This window comes from Arthrobacter sp. SLBN-112, from assembly GCF_006715225.1.
Classification (GTDB): Bacteria; Actinomycetota; Actinomycetes; order Actinomycetales; family Micrococcaceae; genus Arthrobacter.
Window position 1 is genome coordinate 1144424 of the sequence record NZ_VFMU01000001.1, and the last position, 23586, is coordinate 1168009.

Consider the following 23586-nt stretch of genomic DNA (forward strand, 5'->3'; position numbering starts at 1 on the left):
AAGCTGGACGTTGCTTAGACTTTTTGCCACTGGCTGGAGTTCGCGGCGCTGGACTCCACTGCGGCGAGGACCCGCTGCACCTGCAAAGCGTCGCCGAAGGACGGCTCCGGCTGGTGGCCTTCGCCGATTGCGGTGACCAGGTCCACCACCTGGTGGGTGAAGCCGTGCTCGTAGCCCAGGCCGTGGCCGGTGGGCCACCAGTTTCCGACATAGGGGTGCTCGGGCTCGGTGACGAAGATCCGGCGGAAACCGGCGTCAGGGGATTCGGCCGCATCGTAGAAGGACAGGACGTTCATCTCCTCGAAATCGAAGGCGAGGGAGCCTTTTGTGCCGTTGACCTCCAGCCGCATGGCGTTCTTCCTGCCCAGGGCGTAGCGCGTCGCCTCAAACACGCCGATGGCACCCGGCGAAGCGCCGCCGTCGAACTTTGCGCTGAAGATGGCCGCATCATCCACGGTGACCTCCCCGCGCGGGGTGTCGCTGCTGAGGTCACCATGGCCGCCAAGGCCCACCAGGTCGCCGGCCAGCGGACGCTCCCGGACAAAGGTTTCCAGCATCGCGGATACCCCGCTGATGTATTGGCCGGTGACCCACTGGGCGGCATCGATGCTGTGGGCTCCGATGTCGCCCAGGGAGCCGGAGCCGGACTTGCTCTTGTCCAGCCGCCAGGTCATGGGGGCGTTTGCGTCCGAGAGCCAGTCCTGCAGGTACTGCGCCCGCACATGCCGGATCTCTCCCAGCCTGCCCTGGTCCACGAACCGCTTGGCCAGTGCCAGGGCGGGGGTGCGGCGGTAGCTGAAGCCGCACATGGAGAAGACGCCGTTTTTTGCGGCGGTTTCCGCAGCGAGCGTCATCCGTTCGGCCTCCTCCACGGAGTTTGCCAGCGGCTTTTCGCACAGTACGTGCTTGCCGGCTTCAAGGGCGGCGATGGCAATCTCGGCATGGGTGTTGCCGGGGGTGCAGATGTCGATGAGGTCGATGTCGTCACGCTCAAGCAGGCGCCGCCAGTCAGTCTCAACCGACTCCCAGCCCAGTTTGTCTGCCGCCGCGCGAACGCCGTCGGCGTTCCTGCCCGCCACCGCGGTGAGCTGTGGCTGCAGCGGCAGGTCGAAGAACCGTGGTGCCGTGCGCCAGGCATGGGAGTGGGCGGCACCCATGAAGGCGTAGCCCACCATTCCTACGCGCAGGGGTTTGGTCTGTGTCATCGGTGATCCTTTCTACTTGCTGAAGCCGTTACTTGCTGAAGCCGGCCGTCAGGCCTGCGAGCAGCTGGCGGCGGCCGATGACGTAGAGCACGAGGATGGGCAGGGTGCTCAGCACCACCGAGGCGAGCACGGCGGGGATGTTGACGCTGAACTCTCCCTGGAAGCTCCACAGGCCCAGGGGCAGGACCCGCAGGCTGGGGCTCTGGGTGAGCACCAGAGGGAGCAGGAAGCCGTTCCATACATGCAGGCCGTTGTAGATGGCGACGGTCACGATCGCCGGGCGGGTCAGCGGCAGGGCGAGCCGCCACATGGTCTGCCACTCGCTGCAGCCGTCCAGCCGCATGGACTCGAACAGTTCGTTCGGTACGTCGCGGATGAAGTTTGACAGGATCAGTACCGTCAGCGGGATGGCAAAGGCAATGGACGGCAGCATCAGCGCGAGCAGGCTGTCATACAGGTTGAGCCGGATGATCATCAGGTAGATCGGGATGATCGTCGCCTGCAGCGGGATGGCAAGGCCCATGAGGAACATGCCGTTGACCAGCTTGAGGAATCGTCCGCTGCCGCGGACGATGGCGAACGAGGCCATGAAGGAAATCAGCACGGTGGGAATCACGGAACCGAGCGTCACGATGACGCTGTTCATGAAATACGTTGCGAAATCCTTTTCCAGAACCAGCTGATAGTTCTCCAGTGTCGGTGACGTGGGCACCGCCAGGGGATTCTGGCCAAAGTAGCCGGCCTGGGTCTTCAGGCTGGTGATGACCACGTAGTAGACCGGCAGGATGATGATCGCCAGCCAGATCCAGCCGCCCAGGCCGCCCGGGATGTTGAGGCGCCTCAGCCGTGAGCCGAGTCCCCGCCTGGGGCTCGGGGCGTTGGTGGGGGAGCCGGAGGGAGCCCCCGCCGTGCTGCTTTTCAATACGGTGCTCACCCTACAAACCTTCCAATTGGCTGCCCTGCTTGTCCTTGCCCCCAAGGCGCTGGAGGAACAAGGCAAGTGCAAGGCCAATGATGACGAGAATGACGGCGATGACGCTGGCCGGGCCCATCAGGTTGGCCCGGAAGCCCCGGAGGTACATGTCCAGTGCCAGGATCCGTGTGGAGTTTCCCGGGCCGCCGCCGGTGAGGATGAAGATCAGGTCGAAGTACGTCAGCGAGCCGACCACCATGAGGGTGGACGAGGTGATGATGGTGTACTTCAGCTGGGGGAGGGTGATGTGGAAGAACTGCTTCACCGTCCCGGCTCCGTCGATTTGCGCGGCTTCGTAGAGGGACTTCGGGATCTGCCGCACGCCGCCTTGGTAGATGAGGGTGTGGAACGGGACGAACTGCCAGGCGATGACAAAGATGACCAGGCCGACGGCGAGCTGCGGGACCCCCAGCCAGTCCTGGGCCAGGAAGGGTAACCCCAGGCCGGTGGCCAGGCCGAAGTTGGGATCCAGCAGGGCCTTGAAGGCGATGGCGACAGCAGCGGATGACAGCAGCAGGGGCAGGAAATACAGCACGGCCAGTGCCGCCCGGTACCGCTGGCTTCCTGCCGTGAAGACACCCAGCAGCAGGCTGATCGGAGTCTGGACAAGCCAGGAGACGATCATGATCAGGAAGGTCAGGCCCAGGGCGTTATACAGCCCGGGATCCACAAGCACGGAGAACCAGTTGCTCATGCCCGCCACCCCGATGGCACCGATGCCGTCCCAGCTGGTGAAGCTGAGGATGAGCACACCGGCCAGCGGGATGACGGCGAACACCACGAAGAAGAAGAGTGCAGGCACTGTCAGCCACGCCAGGGCGGCCCCGCGCTTTTCGGTTTGCTTGGAATCGTTCACCCCGGCGGCGGCCCTGGGGGCAGTGGAAACAGCGTTACTCATTTCCCGAGGGTGCCATTCATGTTCTCGGCGAACTGCTGCGGGGTGATCGACTTCAGGAACAGCTGGTCGATGTTGTTCAGCAGGGCCTCCGCTGCGGTGGGGCTCAGCGCCTGGTCCCAGGACTGCTGGAAGCTCGGCGCGTTCTTGGCCATGTCGTAGACGTAGTTCAGGAACTCCTTGTCAGGGGAGGTGTTCAGCTTGTCCTCGATGCCGTTGACAATGGGAACCGAGCCGGAGTTGATGTAGGCGTCAATGACGGTGTCGGTCAGGATCCCGTCCTTGAAGAACTTCTTGGCGGACTCCTTTTCCTTGTCACTGGCCTTGGCGGAAATGGACATGTAGGCGGCCGGGTTGCCGACGCCGTTCTTCGGGTCACCCTTGCCGCCGGCAACGGTGGGGAACGGGACGAAGCCGAGTTTTCCGTCCTGGACGAAGTTCTGGCCGGCCTTCTTCATGGCGCCGTAGGTCCAGGAACCGTGCAGCATCATGGCAGCCTTGCCGGAGAACAGGAGCGCCTGGTCTGCCTGGGAGTCCGCGGTGATGGAGGAGAAGCCCTTGATGAAGCCTTCGGCAGAGACCAGTTCCTGGATTTTGGTGCCGGTCTCGATCACGGCAGGGTCCAGCCAGGCATTGGGCTTGCCTTCGAAGATGGCCTTGAAGACCTCGGGCCCGCCGATGCGGTCCAGCAGGTATTCCAGCCACATCATGGAGGTCCAGCGTGACTGGCCGCCCAGTGAGAACGGTGCAACACCCATCCCATTGAAGGTCTTCACCAGCGACATGATGTCGTCCCAGGTCTTGGGCGGCTGGACGCCTGCCTTCTGGAAGAGTTCCTTGTTGTAGAAGAGCACGATCGGGGCGACGTACTGGTTGGGCAGGGCATAGATCTTGCCGTTGACAGTGGCTGCTCCGAAGACGGACGGGAAGAACTTCTTCTTCAGGTCCGGGTTCTGGTCAAACCAGCCGGTGAGGTCCTCCACCTGGTTGGCCTCGGCGTAGGTCTTCAGGCCACCGCCGCCCCAGCCGTAGATGATGGTGGGTGCCTGGTTGGCGCCGATCGCGGTCTTGATCTTGGTCTTGTACGCGTCGTTCTGGAAATAGGTGACCGTGATCTTGTCGGCGGAGTTTGCCGAATTGAAGGCATCCACCGCTTTCTGCATGGTGGTCTGGTTCGGCTCGCCGGACAGGTACCACATGCTGGCGCCCCCGCCGCCGCTGGAGGCGCCCGGTCCGGACGTCCCGCAGGCACTGGTTGCGGCAACGGCAAAGGGAGTAAGGGCAGCGAGGGCGAGGAAAGAGCGCCGGGAGGTCTGGGGTTGCTTCATTGCTTCTCCATTGTGATTTGCAGTTGGGTTCCGGTCGTCATCTTCGACAGTCCTTCGAAATATTTCGACTCGGTGATATAAGTCACGTTGTAAACTAAAGCGGGAAAATCCCGCGCGGTCAAGGGATCATGGAGGATATTTTTTCCGTCACGACCCGAGTTCCTCATGGGCCTTGACCCGCGAAGAGCCTGTTCTGCACAATGAAAACGTTTCCCCACCTTCGAAAGATTGCGAACCCATGACGACCAGATTGTCGGAGCGGAATAAGCCCACGCTCGCTACGGTGGCCAGGCAGGCAGGGGTTTCGGCCCCCACGGTGTCCAAAGTGGTGAACGGCCGTGACGACGTTGCCCCCGAAACCAGGGCCAGGATCCTTGCCGCACTGGAGCAGGCGGGGTATCAGTCCCCGCTGCAGCGACGGGCCGCCGCGGAAAGCGGGACCGTGGTTGAAGTGGTGATCGACGTGCTCGACTCCGCCTACACCATCCAGGTCCTGAACGGCATCCTGCAGTCCGCGGCCGGCGCCGACGTCGAAATCCTGGTCAGCGTGACCGGTCAATCCACCCCTGGCCGCCACACTCCGGAGCGCCGGGCGCAACGGATGCTGGAAGAGGGCCGGGCCGGGATGATCGTGGTGACCTCGGCCTTCAGTGAGGCGCAACTGCATGCGTTCAGGCGCCGCCAGATTCCCGTCGTCGTCATTGATCCCCTGAATCCGCCCTCAGCGGATGTTGTCAGCGTTGGCGCCACCAACTGGGCCGGCGGAAAAGCGGCCACCGAACACCTGTTGGGACTGGGACACCGCCGTATCGCTTACATCGGCGGCATAGAGGGCGCCGAATGCAACCAAGCGCGGTTGCACGGCTACATGGCCGCCCTCATGGCACAGGGCATCAAGGTGGACCCCAGCTACATTGTGTCCGGCGGCCGGTTCCGGACCGAGAGCGGGGTCAGCGGCTTTAAGGAGCTGCTGAAGCTCGACTCCCTTCCCACGGCCATCTTTGCCGGCAGCGACGCCATTGCCCTGGGTGTGCTGAGCGAAGCGCGGCACCATGGGATCAGGGTTCCCGAAGACATCAGCCTCATCGGTTTCGACGGCACCAACCAGGGTGAGCAATCCGTGCCATCGTTGAGCTCTGTGGCCCAGCCGCTCGAGGAGATGGGCCGGGCGGCCCTCGGGTCGCTGCTGCGCCAGGTGCGCGGCGAAGTCCTGGATTCCCACCGGGTGGAACTGGCCACCCAGGTCATCGTCCGTGAATCCACCGCTCCTCCGGCCGGCTGAAAGACGTTAGATGAAAATAACCAACCTCGATACGGTGGTGGTGGACTTCTACCGGACCAACCTCATCTTCGTGCGGCTCACGACCGATGAAGGCCTCACCGGTATCGCCGAGGCCACCCTCGAAGGGCAGGAACACGCGGTCCGCGGCGCGGTTGCCGTCCTCGCCGATGCTGTCAGGGGCAAGGACCCCACCAGGATCACGCAGACCATTTATGAGGTGAACCGGGACGCCTATTGGCGTGGCGGCCCGGTGTCCATGACGGCACTCAGCGCCCTTGAGATGGCGATGTGGGATGTTTCGGCCCGCGCCCTTGGGGTCCCGGTCCACCGGATGCTGGGTGGACAGGTACGTGACAGGGTCCGGGCCTACGCCAACGGCTGGTTCTCCGGAGCCAAGACGCCTGAAGAATTTGCTGAGGCAGCCGTACATACAGTTGCCCAAGGTTTCCGTGGACTGAAGTGGGACCCTTTCGAGGCCGCGGATCTTTTCCTGGAACCGCGCGACCTGCGGCGCATGCTTGAGCCCGTTGCCGCGGTGCGGGAGGCGGTGGGCGATGACGTTGAATTGTTCATCGAAGGCCACGGCCGCTTTGATGTCCCCACGGCCATCCGGGTGGCACGTGAAATGGAGCAGTTCCAGCCGGTGTTCTTCGAGGAGCCCTGCCCGCCGGACGGAATCGATGCACTCATCGAGGTGCGCAGCAAGTCCCCGGTTGCCATTGCCGCGGGCGAGCGGTGGATGGGACGGAACGTCTTCATCCCCGCCCTGGCAGGCAAGGCTGTGGACTATATCCAGCCGGATGCCACACACGCCGGCGGACTGCTGGAACTCTCATTCATTTCCACGCTCGCCTCAGCCCACTATGTGCCGTTCGCCCCCCATAATCCGAGCGGGCCGCTCAGTACTGCGGCAACGCTGCAGCTTGGCGCGGCGCTGCCGAATTTCCGGTACCTGGAAATCATGGCCACGGATGTGCCGTGGCGCAGTGAGATTTCGAACGAGCGCCTCGAGTTGACGGAGGAGGGCGACGTCATGATCCCAGAAGGAGTCGGACTTGGTATCGAGCTCGACTTTGACGCGATCGCCGAGCACCCTTTCACACCGCATCCCATGCGGATCTTCAGCGACGTGGTGGCCGATATCCGGCCGCCGGACGCGCGGTCCTACTTCAACCTCGAGCGCACGTCCGCCAAGTGAACCGATAGGCGTGGAACAATGCGGCCCGGACCGACATGGTCCGGGCCGCAGTGCTTTTGGCGGTATTTAGCAGGCTGCTACTTCTGGTAGGCGGGGTGGTGGGCGTCGCGCTGCTCTCCGCCCGGGTTTGCCTTCAGGAGGGTGGACTGCAGCGCGTAGTACGAAGGCTTGCGGGTGTAGTCCTCCCACATCACGGTAGCCTCCCCCTCCTTGGCGAAGAAGACCGGGACCCAGGAGTACTTGTCGTTAAAGCCCCAGATGGTGAACGACTTGCAGTGCCCGACGTTCAGGCATGCTTCGAGGGCCAGCTGGTAGTAGCTTGCCTGCTTCTGCAGTTGTGCCGCGGTGGGCTTGGTTCCCGCGGGGACGTCCATCCGTACGTCGATTTCGGTGATGGACGTTTCCAACCCCAGATCGTTGAAGCGCTGGAGGTTGGTTTGCAGGTCTCCGGGGAAGCCGTACCGCGTGCTGAGGTGCCCCTGTACCGCGAAGCCGTCGACCTGGACGCCTGCGGCCCGAAGCTTCGGAATGAGCGCCAGGTAGGCGTTGCTCTTCGCGTTGACGCTTTCCACGCCGTAATCATTGAAGAAGAGCTTGGCGTTCGGATCCGCTTCGTGAGCCCACCGGAAGGCGTCGGCGATGATCTCCGGGCCAAGTTCCCGGATCCAGATGTTGTCCGTGGTCCTGAGGGTGCCGTCGCCGTTGAAAATCTCATTGGCTACATCCCACTGCTGGATCTTGCCTGCGTACCGACCAACAACTGTACTGATGTGGTCCTTCAGGATGGAACGGAGTTCGACCTTGCTGAAGCTGCCCTGCTCCAGCCAGGCGGGGTTCTGGCTGTGCCAGAACAGCGTGTGGCCGCGCACAACCTGGCCGTGCTGCTGCGCGAACTCGACGATGGCGTCCATCTCCGCGAAGCGGTACTGGTCCCGCTGGGGGTGGATGAATTCCCACTTGGCTTGGTTTTCGGGTGAGACCGAGCTGAATTCCGCGGCCAGGACCTCACGGTATTGCTGGTCATAGGTGAAGGGGTTGGGGTAAGGCATGTTCTCATGATGTCCGCCGCCGGCAACTGCGGTGCCGATCCGGAAGTCCTTTGGTGCCGCCCAGCGCAGGGTGTCCTGCTTGGCAAGGCCTGGGGGCTGCGGGTTTTCGTTCCCGCCTGCGGAAGCAGGCAATGCAGTCGGAAGGACGAACGTCGACGCCAACAACGCGGCGGCCACAAGTTTTGCAACCTTCATCAAGAGCTCTCCTTTGAGATACGAGGTTTGGCAGCAGTGATGCGCTGACCGGGACCTTCCGGAAATTTCCGGAAGGTCCCGGTTGAAGCCTAGAAACATTCCGGAGAGAACGTCAAGGGTTTTCAGAGAAAGTGTCCAGCTTTACGCGGCGGAGAGGGCCTATACTTGCAGCGGACCAGGAGGAATGCGTGCAGGAAAGCCAACGCCCGGCAGTCACGATCTCGGCCATTGCTGCCGAAGCGGGCGTGTCAGTGCCCACCGTTTCCCGTGTCCTTAACGGCCGCTCCGATGTTGCGCCGCGCACGCGTGAGCGCGTTGAAACCCTTCTCCGCGACCACGGATACCAGCGGCGCGGAGTCCGCCCGGAAGGCCGTTCAGGCCTTATTGACCTGGTCTTCAATGACCTGGACAGCCCTTGGGCCGTAGAGATCATCCGCGGAGTTGAGGAAGCCGCCAATGAGGCCGGCGCATCAACCGTAGTGTCGGCAATCCATCGCGGAACCAAGCCCGGCTCTACCCGCCAGTGGCTGGACAACGTCAGCGCCAGGGCAAGCGACGGGGCCATCCTGGTAACTACCGACCTCGACTCGTCCCTGCGGGCCGAACTGCAGCGCCTCCAGGTTCCCGCCGTTGTCGTGGATCCTGCCGGCGTGCCGGACCTTGACGTGCCCACCATCGGCGCCACGAACTGGACCGGCGCGGTTGGGGCAACGGAACACCTCACCGGAATTGGCCATCGCAGGATCGGCTTCGTAGCCGGAACGCCGGGGCTGTGGTGCAGCCGGGCCAGGCTGGACGGCTACCGGGCCGGTCTTGATGCGGCCGGAATCCCCTTCGATCCCAGCCTGGCGATCGAGGGCGGCTTCGACTACCAGTCCGGGTTCCGGGCGGGGTGGAAACTGCTGGAACTGCCCGAGCCCCCCACTGCCGTCTTCGCCGCCAGCGACCAGATGGCGCTCGGAGTCTATGAGGCCGTCCGCAAGAAGGGCCTTCGTGTTCCCGAGGACATCAGCGTGGTGGGCTTTGACGACCTGCCCGAGGCCCGGTGGGCATCTCCTCCCCTCACCACCGTGCGTCAGCCCTTGGCTGAGATGGGAAAGCTCGCCGCCCGCACTGTGCTCCGGATGCTGCAGGGCGAAGTTGTTGAAAGCCCCCGCGTGGAACTCTCCACAAGGCTGGTAGTCCGCGAGAGCACCACTGCACCCCGCCAGGCCTGATCCACCAGCCTGCACCCTTGACGCGGCACCGGAGACGACTTTACGCTTGGCCCACTCCGGAAACTTCCGGAAACTTTTCAGCGACTTCAGTGAGGCAGCGATGAATTTTCCACCACGACGCCCGGCGGCTGTGCGCAAGGCGGTACTGCCCATCTCTGCCACCATGTTGGCATTCGGCGCAGTCATCCCGGCGAGCCTTGCAGACGCCGTACCTGCCCACGCGGACCAGGCAACCACCGCCACTGTTGATTCCACCCGGCATGAGGGCAAATATCTGAGCCTGACGTTTGACGACGGCCCCGACCCCATCAACACGCCCAAATTGCTGGCCGTCCTCGAGAAGCACCACGTCAAGGCAACCTTCTGCCTGTGGGGCGACCATGTAAAACAGTATCCGGACATCGTTCGCCAAATCGCGGACGCGGGACACCTGCTGTGCAACCACACCATGCACCACGACGACATGACCAACTGGAGCGCCGACGCCATCAGGGCCGACCTTGAAGAGACGAGTGCCGCGATTCGCGATGCGGTTCCGGATGCCGAAATCAACTACTTCCGGGCGCCCTATGGAAGCTGGGGCGGAACCCCGCAGGTGGCCGCGGACATGGGAATGCAGCCCCTGGGCTGGGCCACCGCCTTCGGAGATTGGGAACCGCCGGGAACGGCGGAGCTGGTTCGGCGCCTGAGGGAAGGCATCACGCCAGGAGGCGTCGTGTTGATGCATGACGGCGGTGGAGACAGGGCCCAGACCATTGAAGCGGTTGACCAGATTATCCCCGAACTGAGGTCAGAGGGGTGGCGCTTCGACAAGCCCGCCCGCCGCGGCTGACTTTTCCGCGCGGCCCAACTCTCCCGGGGTCGGTCCGTCCGCGCGCGGAAGCATCAACCAGCAAGACCAAAGACGGCTGCCACCCCCGCCAAAAGAGCAGGGTGGCAGCCGTCGTTTGCAGGGCGTTCCTAGCGCTTGACTGCCTCGAGTTTGAGCATCTTGGCGATGACGCCGTCGAGTTCGGAGTCGTCGAAGATCCTCTTCCAGTCGTCCTTGATGATGGTGTCCTTGCCATACTGGATGGCGATCTCGCAGGCCTCGGAGAACGGGTTGGAACCGCGCAGGGCGTTGGTGAGAGCGATCTGGACGTGGCCGAACAGCATGGCCTTGGCGGCTTCTTCCGGGACGCCGGCCGTGTGGACGGTCTCGTGCAGGGCTTCGTTGAGCAGGGTGCCGATCATGCAGGCAACAGTTTCCACCAGGGTGGGTTCCAGAATGGCGAGCTGCTTGACGGTCACCCAGTGGACGTCGATGACGGGGGCGTAGATGGTGCGGATGACGGCTTCAGCACTGTCGCGGGTCGCAGCGGGGGCGTCCTCGTCGATGGCGGCCACGACGTTCTGGGGGGCGCCTTCGCCACCGAAGGTGTCGGCCCATTCTTCCTTCGTGGTGCGCTCCAGGAACACGGACGGGTGGCACGGGTGTGCAACTGCCTGGACGACGTCGTCGCGCTTTGCCAGCAGGCCGGCGTATGCGGCGGCGGGGTCCAGGGTGAGGAGGATGGCGCCGGACTTCATCTGGGGGACAACGCCTTCGGAGACGATGCCCAGTACGGTGTCCGGGACGGCCAGGATCACCACGTCGGCGCCCTTGACGGCGTCGTCGGTGGCGGTGATATCCCGGCCTTCTGCCTGGACGCGTTCCTGGCCGGCAGGCGAGTTTTCGCTGTAGAAGACGGTGTGGCTGGATTTCTGGAGGTTGCGCGAGACGCGCATCCCCATCTTGCCTCCGGCTCCGATGACGGCGACGGTCAAAGTTTCTGCTGACATTTTCACTTGCTCCTTAGGAATTCGATACTTTGCCGGGTCCACTGGTTTTCGAGGCGGATGGTTTCCGCCTCGGAGTCCTGCCAGGGCAGCCAGTGTTCGAGAATCTGGTTGATGTTTCTTTCGTGCGGCCGGATTTTTTCGACCATGTACGTGTAGTCGAGCAGACCCTCGCCAAGGGGTGCGCCCGAGTATGTGAAGCCCACCCACCCGTCCTTGCGGCTGAAGGCAAAGTCCTTGATGTGCATGTTCAGGACATGGGGCGCGACGGCGTCAATCACCTCACGCGGCATCTCCAGCGCCGCGACGGTGTTGGCGGGGTCGCTGCAGATCCCCAGGTACGGGCTGTCCACGCCGCGGACCACGTCCAGGACCCGGGACGTGGGCACCTGTTCGTAGGTTTCCACCGCGATCTTCACCCCGGCCGCCTCGAACTGCGGCAGCACCTCCGTGAAGATGGCCACCGCTTCCTCCGTGGCGGGGGTGTGGCCCGGGACGTTGAACATGGTCCGCAGCAACGGCGAGCCGAGGATCGCGGCGATGTGCAGGAACCTGCGCAGGTGATCCGGGCGGATGCCCTTGGTGCCCAGCTCCAGGTCGATGCCGAGCCGGTCTGCGGTGCTCCGCACGGCCTGGAGTTCACCATCCGTCATGGCTTCCAGCGGGGCGTAGTCGCAGACCTGGAACAGGTCCACGCCCAGGTCCGCGGTCCGCTCGAGCGCCTGGTGGATGCTCAACGGCTCCGAGACCTTGTCCGAGAGCTGCCAGAAGAACGCGTAGCTGCTCAGGCCGATCCGCGAGGTCATACCGCCACCTCCACTGCGGCGGGCCTGGCGGCGGCCTCGTCCAGGATGGCCTTCAGTGCCTTCGGGTCGTGGGCAAAGCGGCCCAGGAACAGGCCGGCGACGGCGTGATCCAGCTGGGGGATCAGGCCGGGGCCGGCGCTGCCGCCGTAGATCACCCGGCTGTTTTCCTGTCCCGGCAGGCTGCGCAGGTGCGCGTCCAGGCCATTGATGATCGCGCTGATGTAACCGGGGGTGGCTGGTTCCGGGGCGCCGATGGCCCACTGCGGCTCGTACGCCACGATGGTCCGGCCCGCGGGAACCAGGGACGAAGCGCGGTTAAGTGCAGCGCTGATCTCCGCGGAGCACTGTGCGATGGCTTCCTCCACGGAGCCCCGGTGGAGTTCCCCGACGCAGAGGACGGGGGTCAGGCCGTTGCGGTAGGCGGCCGCGGTCTTCAGGCCGATGACCCGGTCATCCTCGCCGAAGATGCGGCGGCGTTCGGCGTGACCCACCTCGGCATAGCGGCCGCCCAGTTCGGCGATCGTCTTGCCGCCGACTTCGCCGGTGTAGGCGCCTTCGTCTTCCCAGAAGATGTCCTGCGCTCCGCTGGCAGCGCCGGCGGGGCCCAGGATCCGGGCGGCCTCCGGCAGTGCCGGGAGGATGGGCAGGATGAACAGCTCGATGTCCCCGCTCTGCACCGCCGGGTGGGCGAAAGCGATGGCAGCCACGTTGCGGCAGTAGTCCACCGAGCGGGCGTAGCCGAAGTACATCTTCAGGCTGACGCCGATGATGGCCTTGGGCTTCTTAGCAGGAAGTGACACCCTCATAGTCCTTAATCAGGGAGACCTTCTCTGCCGAGGCGGAGGTTTCATCGAAGGTGTAGGTGAGCCATTCCCTGGCCAGGCGGCGGGCGAGCTCCAGGCCGACCACGCGCTGGCCGAAAGTGAGGACCTGGGCGTTGTTGGACAGGATGGCGCGTTCAACGGAGAAGCTGTCGTGCGCGGTGACGGCGCGGACGCCGGGGACCTTGTTCGCGGCGATGGCCACGCCGAGTCCGGTGCCGCAGACCAGCAGGGCGCGGTCGGCCTTGCCGGCGGCGATGAGCTCTGCGGCGGCGATGGCTACGGACGGGTAGGGGGTGTGGCTGGTGGCGTCCACCCCCACGTCGGTCACGGATTCGACCAGTTCGGAGGCTTCCAGGTCAGCCTTGAGGGCTTCCTTGTAGTCGAAGCCGGCGTCGTCGGCTCCAATGACCAGGCGGAGTTTGGTGCTCATGCGTTCTCCTTGATGGTGTTGTACGCGGTGTTGTTGTTCTGGTTGAGGGTGTTGTGGATGGCCCGGACAATCAGGGCCATGGAGACGGCGCCGGCATCCGGGGTGCCCAGGCTCTTCTCCGCGTGCGGGCGGGCGCGGCCTATGAGGGGGAGCAGGTTGGCGGTGTCCTCGGCAGCCTGCTGGGCCGCGGTGGCGGCAGCGTCCCAGGCATCGGCCAGGGACTTCCCGCCGTCCACGCCAGCAGCCAGGACATCGCGGAACGGGACCAGCACGTCCACCAGCGTCTTGTCACCCACCTTGGCCTTGCCGAACTTCATGATTGCCGCGGCCGCACCGGCCACGCCGGTGGCGACAGCACCGGCGTCGGGAGCTGTCTTGTCCCCAACAGCGTTGCCCACGGCGCGGAGGGCCATTCCCCACAGGGCGCCGGAGGTTCCGCCGGCTTTGTCCGCCCAGGCGTCGGCGGCGAAGTACAGGGTGGTGGCAGCCCCGGCACCGCGGGCGACGGCGTCTGCCGCGGCTTCCACGGCGGCACGGACACCGCGCTCCATGCCGATGCCATGATCGCCATCGCCGGCGACCGCATCAATGCGGCCCAGTTCCGCGGCGTTGGCTTCCACCACGTCCTTGGCGGCGCCGAGCGCTGCCAGGACACGGGCGGCGCCGGCGCGGGACTCGGCGGTCGCTTCGGGGATGGAAAGTTCGACGTCGGCCGCCTCGCTTCCGTCACTTGCCTGCAGGGCTTCGGCGCTGACGGCGCCGCGGCGGAAGGCCGGGGCATCGGCGGGGGCGTTCCAGAGGGTCTCGAGCTCGTCGTCGAGCCAGAAGAGGGTCAGGGAAGTGCCGGCCATGTCGAAGCTGGTGACCAATTCGCCCACCTGCGGATCCACCGCTTCCAGTCCTGCTTCGGCCAGGAGCTGGGCCACGCGGCGGTAGACCACGAAGAGCTCCTCGTACTTCACGCCGCCCAGGCCGTTGAGGATGGGAACCACACGGGCCCCTGTGCTGGTTCCTGCGGCCGCGACTCCATCCGGCACCTCAGTCAGGAGCTTGGCCACGAGCAACTCGGCGAGTTCATCCGCCGTCGGAATGTCCGTTTCCCCGATGCCCGGCTCGCCGTGGATGCCCATGCCGACTGCCATCCGGCCCTCAGGGACGGAGAACAGCGGCGTTTCGGCGCCCGGGAGGGTGCAGCCGGTGAAGGCGACGCCGAAGGAACGGGTGCGGTGGTTGGCGCGTTCGGCGATCTCCACCACCTGGTCCATGCCGTAGCCGGCCTCCGCGGCCGCGGCGGCCACCTTGAACACCGTCAGGTCCCCGGCAATGCCGCGGCGCTTGGTATGTTCCTCGAGCGGGGCGGAGGAGACGTCGTCGGTGACGGCGATGCTGCGGCAGTCGATACCTTCCCTGATCAGCTTTTCCTGGGCCTGGGTGAAGTGCAGGACGTCGCCGGCGTAGTTGCCGTAGCCCAGCAGCACGCCTGCGCCGTTGTTGGCCGCCTTGGCCACGTTATAAACCTGCTGCGCCGATGGCGAGGCGAACAGGTTGCCCATGGCGGCGCCGTTCGCCAGGCCCTGGCCCACGAGTCCGGCGAAGGCGGGGTAGTGCCCGGAGCCGCCGCCGATCACCAGGGCCACGGTGTCCGGGGTGCTCCTGGTGTTGCGGACAACACCGCCGGACACGCGCTTGACCCAGCGCTGGTGGGAGGCGACGAAGCCTTCGATCATTTCGTCAGCGAAGGCTGAGGGGTCGTTGAACAGGCGGGTCATGGGAAAAGCTCCTGGGCCTAGCTGGGAAGAGTCTGCGGGGATGGGCGGTAGTTGGTGCGGGGACGCCCCCGGACAAGGAGGGCGCCCCCGGGTTCTTGCGGCTTTACGCCCTTAGGGTTCGGCGTGCTGCCCGGCGCCGGCGGGATCCAGGGCCTCGGCCCGGACGCCCTCGGCCGTGCGGCCGGAGCGGCTGAGGGCGACCATCAGGACGGCTGAGAGGAGCATGAAGCCGCCCACTACGAACATGGGCACAATGTAGTCGCCGGTCCAGTCCTTGAGCCAGCCGGTGATGTAGCCGGCGCTGAAGCCTGCCAAGTTGCCGACCGTGTTGATCAGGGCGATGCCGGCCGCTGCTGCCGCGCCGGTCAGGAACTGGGTGGGGACTGTCCAGAAGTTGGGCAGGGCCGCGAAGATTGCCATGGCCGTGATGGTGATGACGGCGATGGTGGCCGCGGGGGAGCCTGCGAACAGTGCCAGCGGGATGCTCAGTCCACCCACCAGGGCGGGGACGGCGATGTGCCAGGTCTTGACGCCGCGCTTGGTGGCGTCCTTGGACCAGAAGTACAGCGCGAAGGCTGCCGGCAGGTACGGGATGGCGGTGATCAGGCCCTTCTGGAACACATCGAACTTGGTGCCGTAGATGCCTTCGAAGCCGGAGATGATGGTCGGCAGGAAGAAACCGAGGGCGTAGAGGCCGTAGATGAAGCCGAAGTAGATCAGGGAAAGCATCCACACGCGGCCGTTGCCGAAGACGGTGCGGACGCTGACGTGCTTGTTGCCCGCGGCCCTTTCGTTCTTTTCCTTCTCCAGGGCGCCGGTCAGCCACGTTTTTTCCTCGGCGGTGAGCCACTTGGCCTTGGCGGGGGAATCGGCCAGGTAGAACCAGGAAATGATGCCGATGAGGATGGCGGGGATGGCAACGCCGAGGAACATGACGCGCCAGCCTTCGAGTCCGAAGAGGCCGTGCTGCTGGATCAGGATGCCGGCCAGGGGTGCGCCGATGACGGTGGTCAGCGGCTGGGCCAGGTAGAACAGGGCCAGGATCTTGCTGCGGTGCCGGGCGGGAACCCAGAGGCTGAGGAAGAGGATGGCGCCGGGGAAGAAGCCGGCCTCGGCTACGCCCAGGATGAAGCGCAGGATGTAAAGCTGCTCAACGTTGGCTACCCAGGTGAACAGCAGCGAGACGATGCCCCAGCTGACCATGATGCGGGCCAGCCAGCGGCGGGCGCCGAACTTGTGCAGGGCCAGGTTGGAGGGGATCTCAAGAAGGATGTAGCCGATGAAGAAGACCCCGGACGCGAAGCCGAACTGCGCGGCGTTCAGGGCCAGGTCCTTGTTCATGCCATTGGGCCCGGCAAAAGAGATGGCGGTGCGGTCGAGGTAGTTGATGAAGAACATCAGGGCGACGAACGGCACAAGCCGGACCGCCACTTTCCTGATTGCGGATTTTTCGACCACCGATTGTGTGGTGTCCACATTGACTCCTAGATGTTGGTGTCCCGGCCGCGTCCGTCACTGGAGGCGTGTGGGGCTGTCTCAGATACGCGCGGCCTTTGGCGCCACGTTCATGAAGCTGTGAGTTCCACCATAGGGTCGAATCCAAAATTGGTCAACCGGTTGACTTATTTTTTACGTCGGTCGTGGGTTGGCTGCTGCTGGTGCACCGTTGCACGTGGCGGCAAAAACCAGTTGTTACGCTTGGGGGGTGTCCGTAGAATCCGCCGCCGCGACGGCCAAGATCAGCGCCGCCCTCGGTTCCCTGGGGCAGGGCTCGGTGGTGTCGGAAGTCGCGGAGCGCCTGCTGGCCTTCTTCACCAGCGGAGACATCGCACCGGGCACCAGGCTTCCGGCAGAGCGGACGCTCGCTGCCTCTCTGGGGGTCGGCCGCTCAGCCGTCCGTGAGGCGCTCGCAGCCCTGGAGATACTCGGGATCGTGGTGGTCCGCCCTGGCTCCGGCACCTATCTGCGTGACGGCATCTCCGAACTCCTGCCGCGGACGCTGAGCTGGGGCCTGATGCTGGGCGCGCCCCGCACGCGGGAACTCGTCGAACTGCGCAGCGGCCTCGAAGTCCAGGCCGCCCAACTGGCCGCGGACCGCATCACCGACGAGGCGCTCGAGCGCATGCGGGGGAACCTTGACACCATGGCCGGGACCTTGGACGACCTGGGGGCGTTCGTCGAGGCGGATGCCGCCTTCCATCGTGAGATCGCGGCGGCTTCCGGCAACCAGGTCCTGCAGGAACTCCTGCAGAGCATCCGCTCACTGCTCCGGATCTGGGTGGATAGGGCCCTCACGGACGAAGGGCATGCCGCGGCGGCCCTCAAGGAGCACACCAAAATCTACGAGGCTTTGGCCGCCAGTGACGTGGAGGCGGTCACGGCGACCATGAGCTCACACATGCAAACCGCGTCCCGGCGGCTGCTGGCCGGCCTCGACGCTTCGCAGTAGTTTCCCGCCTCTCAGTTGAGGGTGGCCGCCAAGTCCTCCTTCGTCGTCGGCTGCCCGTCCGGCCGCCGGGGGCCCACTGAACCCCGGCGGACCAGGGTGGCCGTGAACTGCGCCGGAGCGGCAGGCGGCAGCCCCTCCATCTGGCGGATCAGCGCCTTGGCCGCTGCCACACCCATGTTGTAGACGGGCTGGGCGATGACGGTCAGGGGCGGCGTGGTAAGCCTCGTCCAGGCGAAGTCGTCGTACATCAGGAACGAAACATCGGCCGGAATGGACAGGCCCAGTTCCTGGATGGCCTCCACCACGCCGAGGGCGATCAGGCCGTCGGAAGCAACCACCGCTGTGGCGTGGTCCGGGCCGCGGAGCACCTCGCGGGTGATGCTGCGGATGGAGTCGGCGTCACCGGCGTTCAGCCTGACAAGGTCCTCCGGAAAGTCCAGCCCCGCCTCAAGGAAGGCCTGCCGCATGCCCGCCAGGCGGTCGGCGATCTGCGATGACTCAAGGGGCATTCCAGCGGTGTAGGGCGCGTCGGTGGTCAATGTTGAAATGAAGGCAATGCGCCGGTGCCCGGCGTCGAGCAGGTACTGGGTGGCCTCCCGGGAAATGCGTGCCATGTCCACGGCCATGGTCTCCACCTGCAGGTCCCCGGCGGTGCGGTCGATGAAAACCAGCGGGCGTCCGGACCGGTGCACCTCCTGCAGGTGTTCGGTGTCCACGGAGGAGGCGGGAGCGACAATGAGGCCGTCCACCCGCTTGTCCAGCAGGACCCGCACCGCGTCCACTTCCGCCGCCTGGTCCTCATCGGTGTTGACCAGGATGACGTTGTAGCCGGCTTTCTTCGCCGTGTCCGTGATGCCGCGCGTGGCGAGGCCGAAGTGCGGGTTTTCGATGTCACCCACCACCACGCCGATGGTGTGGGATTTGCCGGTGTTCATGCTGCGGGCAAGCTCGTTGGGCCGGTAGGACAATTCCTCCGCGGCAGCGAGGACGCGCTCGCGCACCTCGTCGCTGACGGCCCCGTAATTTCCCAGCGCGCGGGCGGCCTGGGCCTTGGATACTTTTGCAGCCTTTGCGACGTCGGCAACGGTTACGTCCCGCCGTCGTGCTCCTTCACCGTTCATCTTCACCTTTCGACGGGGTGTTGACGCCCCTTGTGACTTCGGCTACATTTCTACTCATCGATGTGAGTCCGGTCTCAATCCTAGGGTGTGAGACCGGACTCAACAAGAGCATCGGCGACTTTCTTCGGCGGCCCTGACAGCACCGCCTTCCCACCAACGATTGGAAAACGCTGTGAAGAAAATGAAATTCCGCCCGGCCGGCATTGCCGCGGCAGCACTCGCCGGGGTCCTGGCGCTCTCGGGCTGCAGCTCCACCTCGGCGGCCTCCACCACCGAGAACAACCCCTACGGCCTGATCCAGCCCGGCACCATCCGGGTGGCCAGCCTGGGCGACTCCAAGCCCTACACATTTGCCGACGCCTCCGGTAACTTCACCGGGTTCGATGTGGAACTCTTCAAGGACGTGGCCCACCGGGCCGGTGTGGACAATGTGGTCTTCACCGGGCAGGACTTCTCCGGGCTCCTCGCAGCGGTAAGCAACGGACAGTTCGACGCCGGCGTTGCCGCCATCGGCATCACCGACAAGCGCAAGCAAACCGTCGATTTCTCCGACGGCTACCTTGCCGGCTACCTGACCGTCATCACCACCAAGACCTCCGGCATCACCAATGCGGACGGCCTGGCAGGAAAGCGCCTCGGCGTGGTCCAGGGAACCCTCCAGGAGGCCTACGCGGTGAAGAACTTCACCACAGCCAGCCTGGTGCGCTTCCCGGACAACAACACCGCCATCGCCGCCGTGAACAGCGGAAGCGTGGACGCCCACTTCCTGGACTACGAGGCCGCCAAGGCCTACGAGGAACAGCACGGCCTGGTCAGCGCCGCGGACATCCCCTCCTTCGACGCCCCGGCAGGCTTCGCGGTGGCCAAGGGCAAGACGTCGTTCAGGGAGGCCCTGAACAAGGGCCTCGCCGCAGCCATGGAGGACGGAACCTGGAAGAAGCTCTACCAGAAGTGGTTCCCGGGCTCCCCGATGCCCGAGCAGTACCTGCCCAAGGCCGAGCAGACCGCGTCCACGGCGCCGAGCAAGTAAGCACCGGCACGTAAGCGCCCAGCAAGCAGGCCTTCGGCCGCCTGACCGGACGGGCCGCAGCACGCGGCCCGTCCGGAACCTCTACACCCCTACGTCTGAGAGCAACCATGGACTGGCTCAACACCATCATCCGAACCTTCTTCGACTTCGGCGCAATGGCCGAGGTCCTGCCCCAACTCCTGGCGGTCGGCCTGCTGAACACGCTGATCATCTCCATTGCCGCCACCGTCCTTGGCACGATCCTGGGCATGGTGGTCGCCGTCATGGGCATCTCACCATCCAAATGGGTGCGGGTGCCGGCCCGGGTCTACACAGACCTGTTCCGCGGCCTGCCCGCCATCCTCACCATCCTGCTGATTGGCCAGGGTTTTGCCCGCCTCAGCCAGTCGGTCTTCGGCCCCTCGCCCTACCCGTTGGGCATCATCGCGCTGAGCCTGATCGCCAGCGCCTACATCGGCGAAATCTTCCGCGCGGGCATCCTCAGCGTGGACAAAGGCCAGGGCGAGGCCTGCCGCGCCCTGGGCATGAGCTACCCCAAGTCCATGGCCCTGGTGGTGGTGCCGCAGGGCGTCCGCCGGGTGCTTCCGGCACTGGTGAACCAGTTCATCGCCATCGTCAAGGATTCCTCGCTGGTCTACTTCCTGGGCCTGCTGGTCACCGAACGCGAACTCTTCCGCGTGGGACAGGACGCCGCCGTCCTGTCCGGCAACCTCTCGCCGCTGGTGGCATCCGGCCTCCTCTACCTGGTGGTCACCGTTCCGCTGACCCACCTGGTCAACTACTTCGACAACAAGTTCCGCACCGGCCGCCGCCGTGCAGCACCGCCCACCAGCGGGCTGAAGGAAGTCAAGGAACTCGACGCGGCCTCGCCGCTCACTGCCGGGAGCAACACATGAACACGCCCACCCCCACCACTAACAACACGGCCACCCGCACGGGTGCGCACGCTGCGTCGGACGTCCCGACATTCCACGGATCAAGCCTGGAACTGCGAAACATGACCATGGCCTACGGCGACATCGAAGTACTGCGCAACGTCAGCCTCACCGTGGCCCCGGGCACCACCACCTGCATCATCGGCCCTTCCGGTTCCGGCAAATCCACCCTGCTCCGCGGCGTTAACCGGTTGCACGAACCCAAGAGCGGTGACGTGCTGCTGGCCGGCGACAGCACCCTGGCGGCCAACCCGGACACCCTCCGCACCCGCATCGGCATGGTGTTCCAGCACTTCAACCTCTTCCCGGACCACACCGCCGAGGAAAACGTGGCCCTTGCCCTTTGGAGCGTCAAGGGCATGCCCAAGGCCCGCGCCATGGAAACCGCCCGCCGCCGGCTCGCCGAAGTAGGGCTGGCCGAACGGGCCGACCACCGCCCCCGGGACCTCTCCGGCGGCCAGCAGCAACGCGTCGCCATCGCCAGGGCCCTGGCCATGGAACCGGAGGTGATGCTCTTCGACGAGGCCACCAGCGCCCTTGACCCAGAACTGGTCAAAGGCGTCCTGAACCTCATGGCCGGCCTCGGCAGCCGCGGCATGACCATGCTTGTGGTCACCCACGAAATGGGCTTCGCCCGCAAAGTCGCCGACCAGGTGGTCTTCATGGATGAAGGCGAAGTCGTGGAAGCCGGGACCCCGGCGCAGCTTTTCGACAACCCCCGCAGTGAACGCCTCCAGCGCTTCCTCTCGGAGGTGCTCTGATGGACGGCGATTCCATGGCAAAGCCCGCGTCAGCACCCATCCGGACGGCCGTCGTCGGCTACGGAATCTCCGGCAAGGTGTTCCACGCCCCGCTGATCGCGGCGGATTCCGACTACTCGCTGGACGTCATTGTCACGTCCCAGCCGGAGCGCGCCGCGGAGGCGGCACGCCTCTACCCGCAGGCACGAATTGTTGGGACGCCGGAGGAACTGTTTGCCAGCGCGGCGGACCTGGACCTGGTTGTCCTTGGGACCCCACCGCACACGCACTACGGCCTGGCCGCAACGGCGATCGCCCACGGCCTGCACGTGGTGGTGGACAAGCCCTTCGTCCCCACGTCCGCCCTGGGTGAGGAGCTCATCAGCAGGGCGGCCGACGGCGGGGTGCAGCTGACGGTGTTCCAGAACCGACGGTGGGATGCGGACTTCCTCACGCTCAGGAAGGTCCTGGCGTCCGGTGCCCTTGGCCAGGTCAGCACCTTCGAATCGCGGTTCGAATGGTGGCGGCCGGAAGGCTTTGGAAACTGGCGGGACACTGTTTCCCTGGCCGAAGGCGGCGGCATCCTGCATGACCTCGGCGCCCACCTGATCGACCAGGCCATCCAACTCTTCGGTCCCGTGGAGCGCACCTACGGCGAAACCGCCTACCGTGGGCCCCATCCCGACGCAGCCGACACTGAGGCCTTCGTGTCACTGCTGCACACCTCGGGGGTCCGCACCCGGCTTTGGATGAACGGGATGGCAGCCCAGGCCGGGGCCCGGTTCCACATCCTGGGCTCGCAGGCCGGCTACACCAAGTGGGGCCTGGACGGGCAGGAACCTGCCCTCGCTGCCGGGCTGCCGCCGTCGGACCCTGCTTACGGTGTGGAGCCCCAGGAGCGTTGGGGGCTCCTGGGCGTGGACGGTGCAACAACGCCCGTTCCTGCCGAACGTGGCGCGTACCCGGAGTTCTACATCCAGCTGGCCGCCGCCCTGCGCGGGAACGGTCCGCTGCCGGTCGATCCCGCCGAACCGCTTGAAGTACTGAAAGTCATCGAGGGCATTCACGCCCTGGCCTGACCTTCCCACCAAATTCTCCCCACCGGCGCAGTGTCCGCGTCATCCGCCCTCCGAACTTCACCAGAAAGGGACACCATGTCCTCTGCTCCAGCCACCAAGCGCGTCGCCGTCATCGGCGGCGGTATCCTCGGCGTCTCCACCGCGGTCCACCTGCTCCGCGAAGGCGCCTCCGTGATCCTGCTGACCGAGCGCGGCCTGGCCAGCGAAGCCAGCGGCCGCTCGCTGTCCTGGCTCAACTCCGCCGGCGAGCGGTCCACCCCGTACCACCAGCTCCGGGTCGCCGGCGTGGACCGCTACCGCACACTCTTCGCCTCGGACCCCAGCCGGGAATGGCTGCAGTTTGGCGGCGGCCTCATGTGGAACGCCGAAGGGCAGCGGGACACCACCGAAGCCCGGCACGCCTATGAAAAGTCCATCGGCTACGACTCCAAGCTGGTTGCCCCGGCTGCGATCGCAACCGTAACCCCCGGAATCGATGCGGACGCGGTACCGGAAAACGCCATCTTCAATCCCGGTGAAGGCTGGGTCAGCCTGCCGGACCTGATCGACTTCCTCATGGAGGAGTTCCACGCCCGCGGCGGCGAACTGGTCCTCAACGCCGGCAAGGCTTCCGTCATGGTGGATGACGGGCGCACCACCGGTGTGGAGACCTCTGCGGGCGGGACCTACCCGGCCGACGCCGTCCTGGTGGCCTGCGGCGCAGCGACACCCGCCGTCGTCGAACCCCTGGGAGTGCGTATCCCCAATGGTTCCCCGGTATCCATGCTGGTGGTGACCAAGCAGGTGCAGCACGACGTCGCCGCGGTGATGAACACCCCGCGCGCCGCTGTCCGGCCGAACCCGGGCGGCACCTTCGCCCTGGACCACGACTGGTACGAAGAACGCATCACCGAGCACGCGGACGGCTCCTTCAGCATCCCCGACGAGGTGGTGCAGGAACTGGCCGATGAGGCGTCCAAACTGATTGCCGGCAACCCGGAACTCAAGCCCGCGACCTGGAAGATCGGCTACAAGCCGATTCCCGGCGATGGCGAACCGGTCCTGGGTGAACTGGGCCAGGTGCCCGGCTGCTTCGTTGCCTTCACCCACTCCGGCGCCACGCTGGGACTCATTGCCGGCGAACTTCTCGCCGGGGAAATCCTGACCGGCCGGAGGCACCCGATGCTGGCCACCTTCCGGCCGGGGCGTTTCTCCTAGCCTGTCCCGGACGTTGCAGGGGACAGGGGCGGGGCCGCACGTTGCG

The 23586-nt window shown here is 65.3% G+C and carries 22 protein-coding genes; 10 read left to right on the forward strand and 12 right to left on the reverse strand.

Annotation, left to right across the window (positions count from 1 at the left end; genetic code table 11):
- Nucleotides 1–14: 14 nt before the first annotated feature.
- Genes FBY33_RS05350 through FBY33_RS05365 form a run of 4 tightly spaced genes read right to left on the reverse strand, consistent with a single transcriptional unit; the run spans nucleotide 15 to nucleotide 4401 of the window.
- Nucleotides 15–1205: a Gfo/Idh/MocA family protein gene (locus tag FBY33_RS05350; protein ID WP_142029620.1), complete on the reverse strand. Its 1191-nt coding sequence runs from the start codon at nucleotides 1203–1205 to the stop codon at nucleotides 15–17.
- Nucleotides 1206–1233: 28 nt separating this feature from the next.
- The gene (locus FBY33_RS05355) at nucleotides 1234–2139 is read right to left on the reverse strand and encodes a carbohydrate ABC transporter permease (RefSeq protein ID WP_142029621.1); all 906 of its coding nucleotides are present in this window, start codon (nucleotides 2137–2139) and stop codon (nucleotides 1234–1236) included.
- A 1-nt stretch (nucleotide 2140) separates the two neighbouring features.
- Entirely contained in the window at nucleotides 2141–3076 is a 936-nt protein-coding gene (locus FBY33_RS05360; protein ID WP_142029622.1) for a carbohydrate ABC transporter permease, read from the reverse strand.
- The gene (locus FBY33_RS05365) at nucleotides 3073–4401 is read right to left on the reverse strand and encodes an extracellular solute-binding protein (protein WP_142029623.1); all 1329 of its coding nucleotides are present in this window, start codon (nucleotides 4399–4401) and stop codon (nucleotides 3073–3075) included. The genes FBY33_RS05360 and FBY33_RS05365 overlap by 4 nt, the downstream gene beginning before the upstream one ends.
- 238 nt (nucleotides 4402–4639) lie before the next feature.
- On the opposite strand from FBY33_RS05365, the gene FBY33_RS05370 reads away from it, so the two are divergent.
- Both FBY33_RS05370 and FBY33_RS05375 read left to right on the forward strand, forming a co-directional pair.
- A complete protein-coding gene (locus tag FBY33_RS05370; RefSeq protein ID WP_142029624.1) occupies nucleotides 4640–5683 on the forward strand; it encodes a LacI family DNA-binding transcriptional regulator in 1044 nt (347 codons plus the stop codon).
- Nucleotides 5684–5693: 10 nt separating this feature from the next.
- On the forward strand, nucleotides 5694–6881 hold the full coding sequence (locus FBY33_RS05375; protein WP_142029625.1) for a mandelate racemase/muconate lactonizing enzyme family protein: 1188 nt from the start codon (nucleotides 5694–5696) through the stop codon (nucleotides 6879–6881).
- A 77-nt stretch (nucleotides 6882–6958) separates the two neighbouring features.
- Here the strand turns inward: FBY33_RS05375 and FBY33_RS05380 are convergent, their stop codons facing one another.
- Nucleotides 6959–8125 carry an endo-1,4-beta-xylanase gene (locus FBY33_RS05380; RefSeq protein ID WP_142029626.1) on the reverse strand — a complete coding sequence of 389 codons (1167 nt, stop codon included), beginning with the start codon at nucleotides 8123–8125 and terminating at the stop codon, nucleotides 6959–6961.
- A 188-nt stretch (nucleotides 8126–8313) separates the two neighbouring features.
- On the opposite strand from FBY33_RS05380, the gene FBY33_RS05385 reads away from it, so the two are divergent.
- Nucleotides 8314–9342, forward strand: coding sequence for a LacI family DNA-binding transcriptional regulator (locus tag FBY33_RS05385; protein ID WP_142029627.1), 1029 nt, complete (start codon nucleotides 8314–8316; stop codon nucleotides 9340–9342).
- A 100-nt stretch (nucleotides 9343–9442) separates the two neighbouring features.
- Nucleotides 9443–10174 carry a polysaccharide deacetylase family protein gene (locus FBY33_RS05390; protein ID WP_142029628.1) on the forward strand — a complete coding sequence of 244 codons (732 nt, stop codon included), beginning with the start codon at nucleotides 9443–9445 and terminating at the stop codon, nucleotides 10172–10174.
- 128 nt (nucleotides 10175–10302) lie between these two features.
- Here FBY33_RS05390 and FBY33_RS05395 read toward each other — a convergent pair whose 3' ends face one another.
- From FBY33_RS05395 to FBY33_RS05420, 6 genes are all read right to left on the reverse strand, one after another.
- Nucleotides 10303–11163: a phosphogluconate dehydrogenase C-terminal domain-containing protein gene (locus FBY33_RS05395; RefSeq protein ID WP_142029629.1), complete on the reverse strand. Its 861-nt coding sequence runs from the start codon at nucleotides 11161–11163 to the stop codon at nucleotides 10303–10305.
- A gap of 2 nt (nucleotides 11164–11165) precedes the next feature.
- Nucleotides 11166–11966 carry a sugar phosphate isomerase/epimerase family protein gene (locus FBY33_RS05400; protein WP_142029630.1) on the reverse strand — a complete coding sequence of 267 codons (801 nt, stop codon included), beginning with the start codon at nucleotides 11964–11966 and terminating at the stop codon, nucleotides 11166–11168.
- Nucleotides 11963–12766: a triose-phosphate isomerase family protein gene (locus FBY33_RS05405; RefSeq protein WP_235010456.1), complete on the reverse strand. Its 804-nt coding sequence runs from the start codon at nucleotides 12764–12766 to the stop codon at nucleotides 11963–11965. The genes FBY33_RS05400 and FBY33_RS05405 overlap by 4 nt, the downstream gene beginning before the upstream one ends.
- Complete coding sequence (locus FBY33_RS05410; RefSeq protein ID WP_142029632.1) at nucleotides 12750–13220, reverse strand: ribose-5-phosphate isomerase; 471 nt, start codon at nucleotides 13218–13220, stop codon at nucleotides 12750–12752. The genes FBY33_RS05405 and FBY33_RS05410 overlap by 17 nt, the downstream gene beginning before the upstream one ends.
- Entirely contained in the window at nucleotides 13217–14989 is a 1773-nt protein-coding gene (locus FBY33_RS05415; RefSeq protein WP_142029633.1) for a dihydroxyacetone kinase family protein, read from the reverse strand. The genes FBY33_RS05410 and FBY33_RS05415 overlap by 4 nt, the downstream gene beginning before the upstream one ends.
- A gap of 111 nt (nucleotides 14990–15100) precedes the next feature.
- A complete protein-coding gene (locus FBY33_RS05420) occupies nucleotides 15101–16465 on the reverse strand; it encodes an MFS transporter (protein WP_142029634.1) in 1365 nt (454 codons plus the stop codon).
- 229 nt (nucleotides 16466–16694) lie between these two features.
- Here FBY33_RS05420 and FBY33_RS05425 point away from each other — a divergent pair, with 229 nt between their 5' ends.
- Complete coding sequence (locus FBY33_RS05425) at nucleotides 16695–17438, forward strand: FadR/GntR family transcriptional regulator (RefSeq protein WP_142029635.1); 744 nt, start codon at nucleotides 16695–16697, stop codon at nucleotides 17436–17438.
- Nucleotides 17439–17449: 11 nt separating this feature from the next.
- Here FBY33_RS05425 and FBY33_RS05430 read toward each other — a convergent pair whose 3' ends face one another.
- Nucleotides 17450–18559: a LacI family DNA-binding transcriptional regulator gene (locus FBY33_RS05430; protein WP_142029636.1), complete on the reverse strand. Its 1110-nt coding sequence runs from the start codon at nucleotides 18557–18559 to the stop codon at nucleotides 17450–17452.
- 181 nt (nucleotides 18560–18740) lie between these two features.
- Here FBY33_RS05430 and FBY33_RS05435 point away from each other — a divergent pair, with 181 nt between their 5' ends.
- The 5 genes from FBY33_RS05435 to FBY33_RS05455 all read left to right on the forward strand — a co-directional run bounded on the left by FBY33_RS05435 (nucleotide 18741) and on the right by FBY33_RS05455 (nucleotide 23540).
- The gene (locus tag FBY33_RS05435; RefSeq protein WP_200831440.1) at nucleotides 18741–19589 is read left to right on the forward strand and encodes an ABC transporter substrate-binding protein; all 849 of its coding nucleotides are present in this window, start codon (nucleotides 18741–18743) and stop codon (nucleotides 19587–19589) included.
- 107 nt (nucleotides 19590–19696) lie between these two features.
- Entirely contained in the window at nucleotides 19697–20485 is a 789-nt protein-coding gene (locus FBY33_RS05440) for an amino acid ABC transporter permease (protein WP_142029638.1), read from the forward strand.
- Nucleotides 20482–21285 carry an amino acid ABC transporter ATP-binding protein gene (locus FBY33_RS05445; protein ID WP_142029639.1) on the forward strand — a complete coding sequence of 268 codons (804 nt, stop codon included), beginning with the start codon at nucleotides 20482–20484 and terminating at the stop codon, nucleotides 21283–21285. The genes FBY33_RS05440 and FBY33_RS05445 overlap by 4 nt, the downstream gene beginning before the upstream one ends.
- Before the next feature lie 14 nt (nucleotides 21286–21299).
- A complete protein-coding gene (locus FBY33_RS05450) occupies nucleotides 21300–22343 on the forward strand; it encodes a Gfo/Idh/MocA family protein (protein WP_142032569.1) in 1044 nt (347 codons plus the stop codon).
- Nucleotides 22344–22418: 75 nt separating this feature from the next.
- Entirely contained in the window at nucleotides 22419–23540 is a 1122-nt protein-coding gene (locus FBY33_RS05455) for an NAD(P)/FAD-dependent oxidoreductase (RefSeq protein WP_142029640.1), read from the forward strand.
- Nucleotides 23541–23586: the final 46 nt, after the last annotated feature.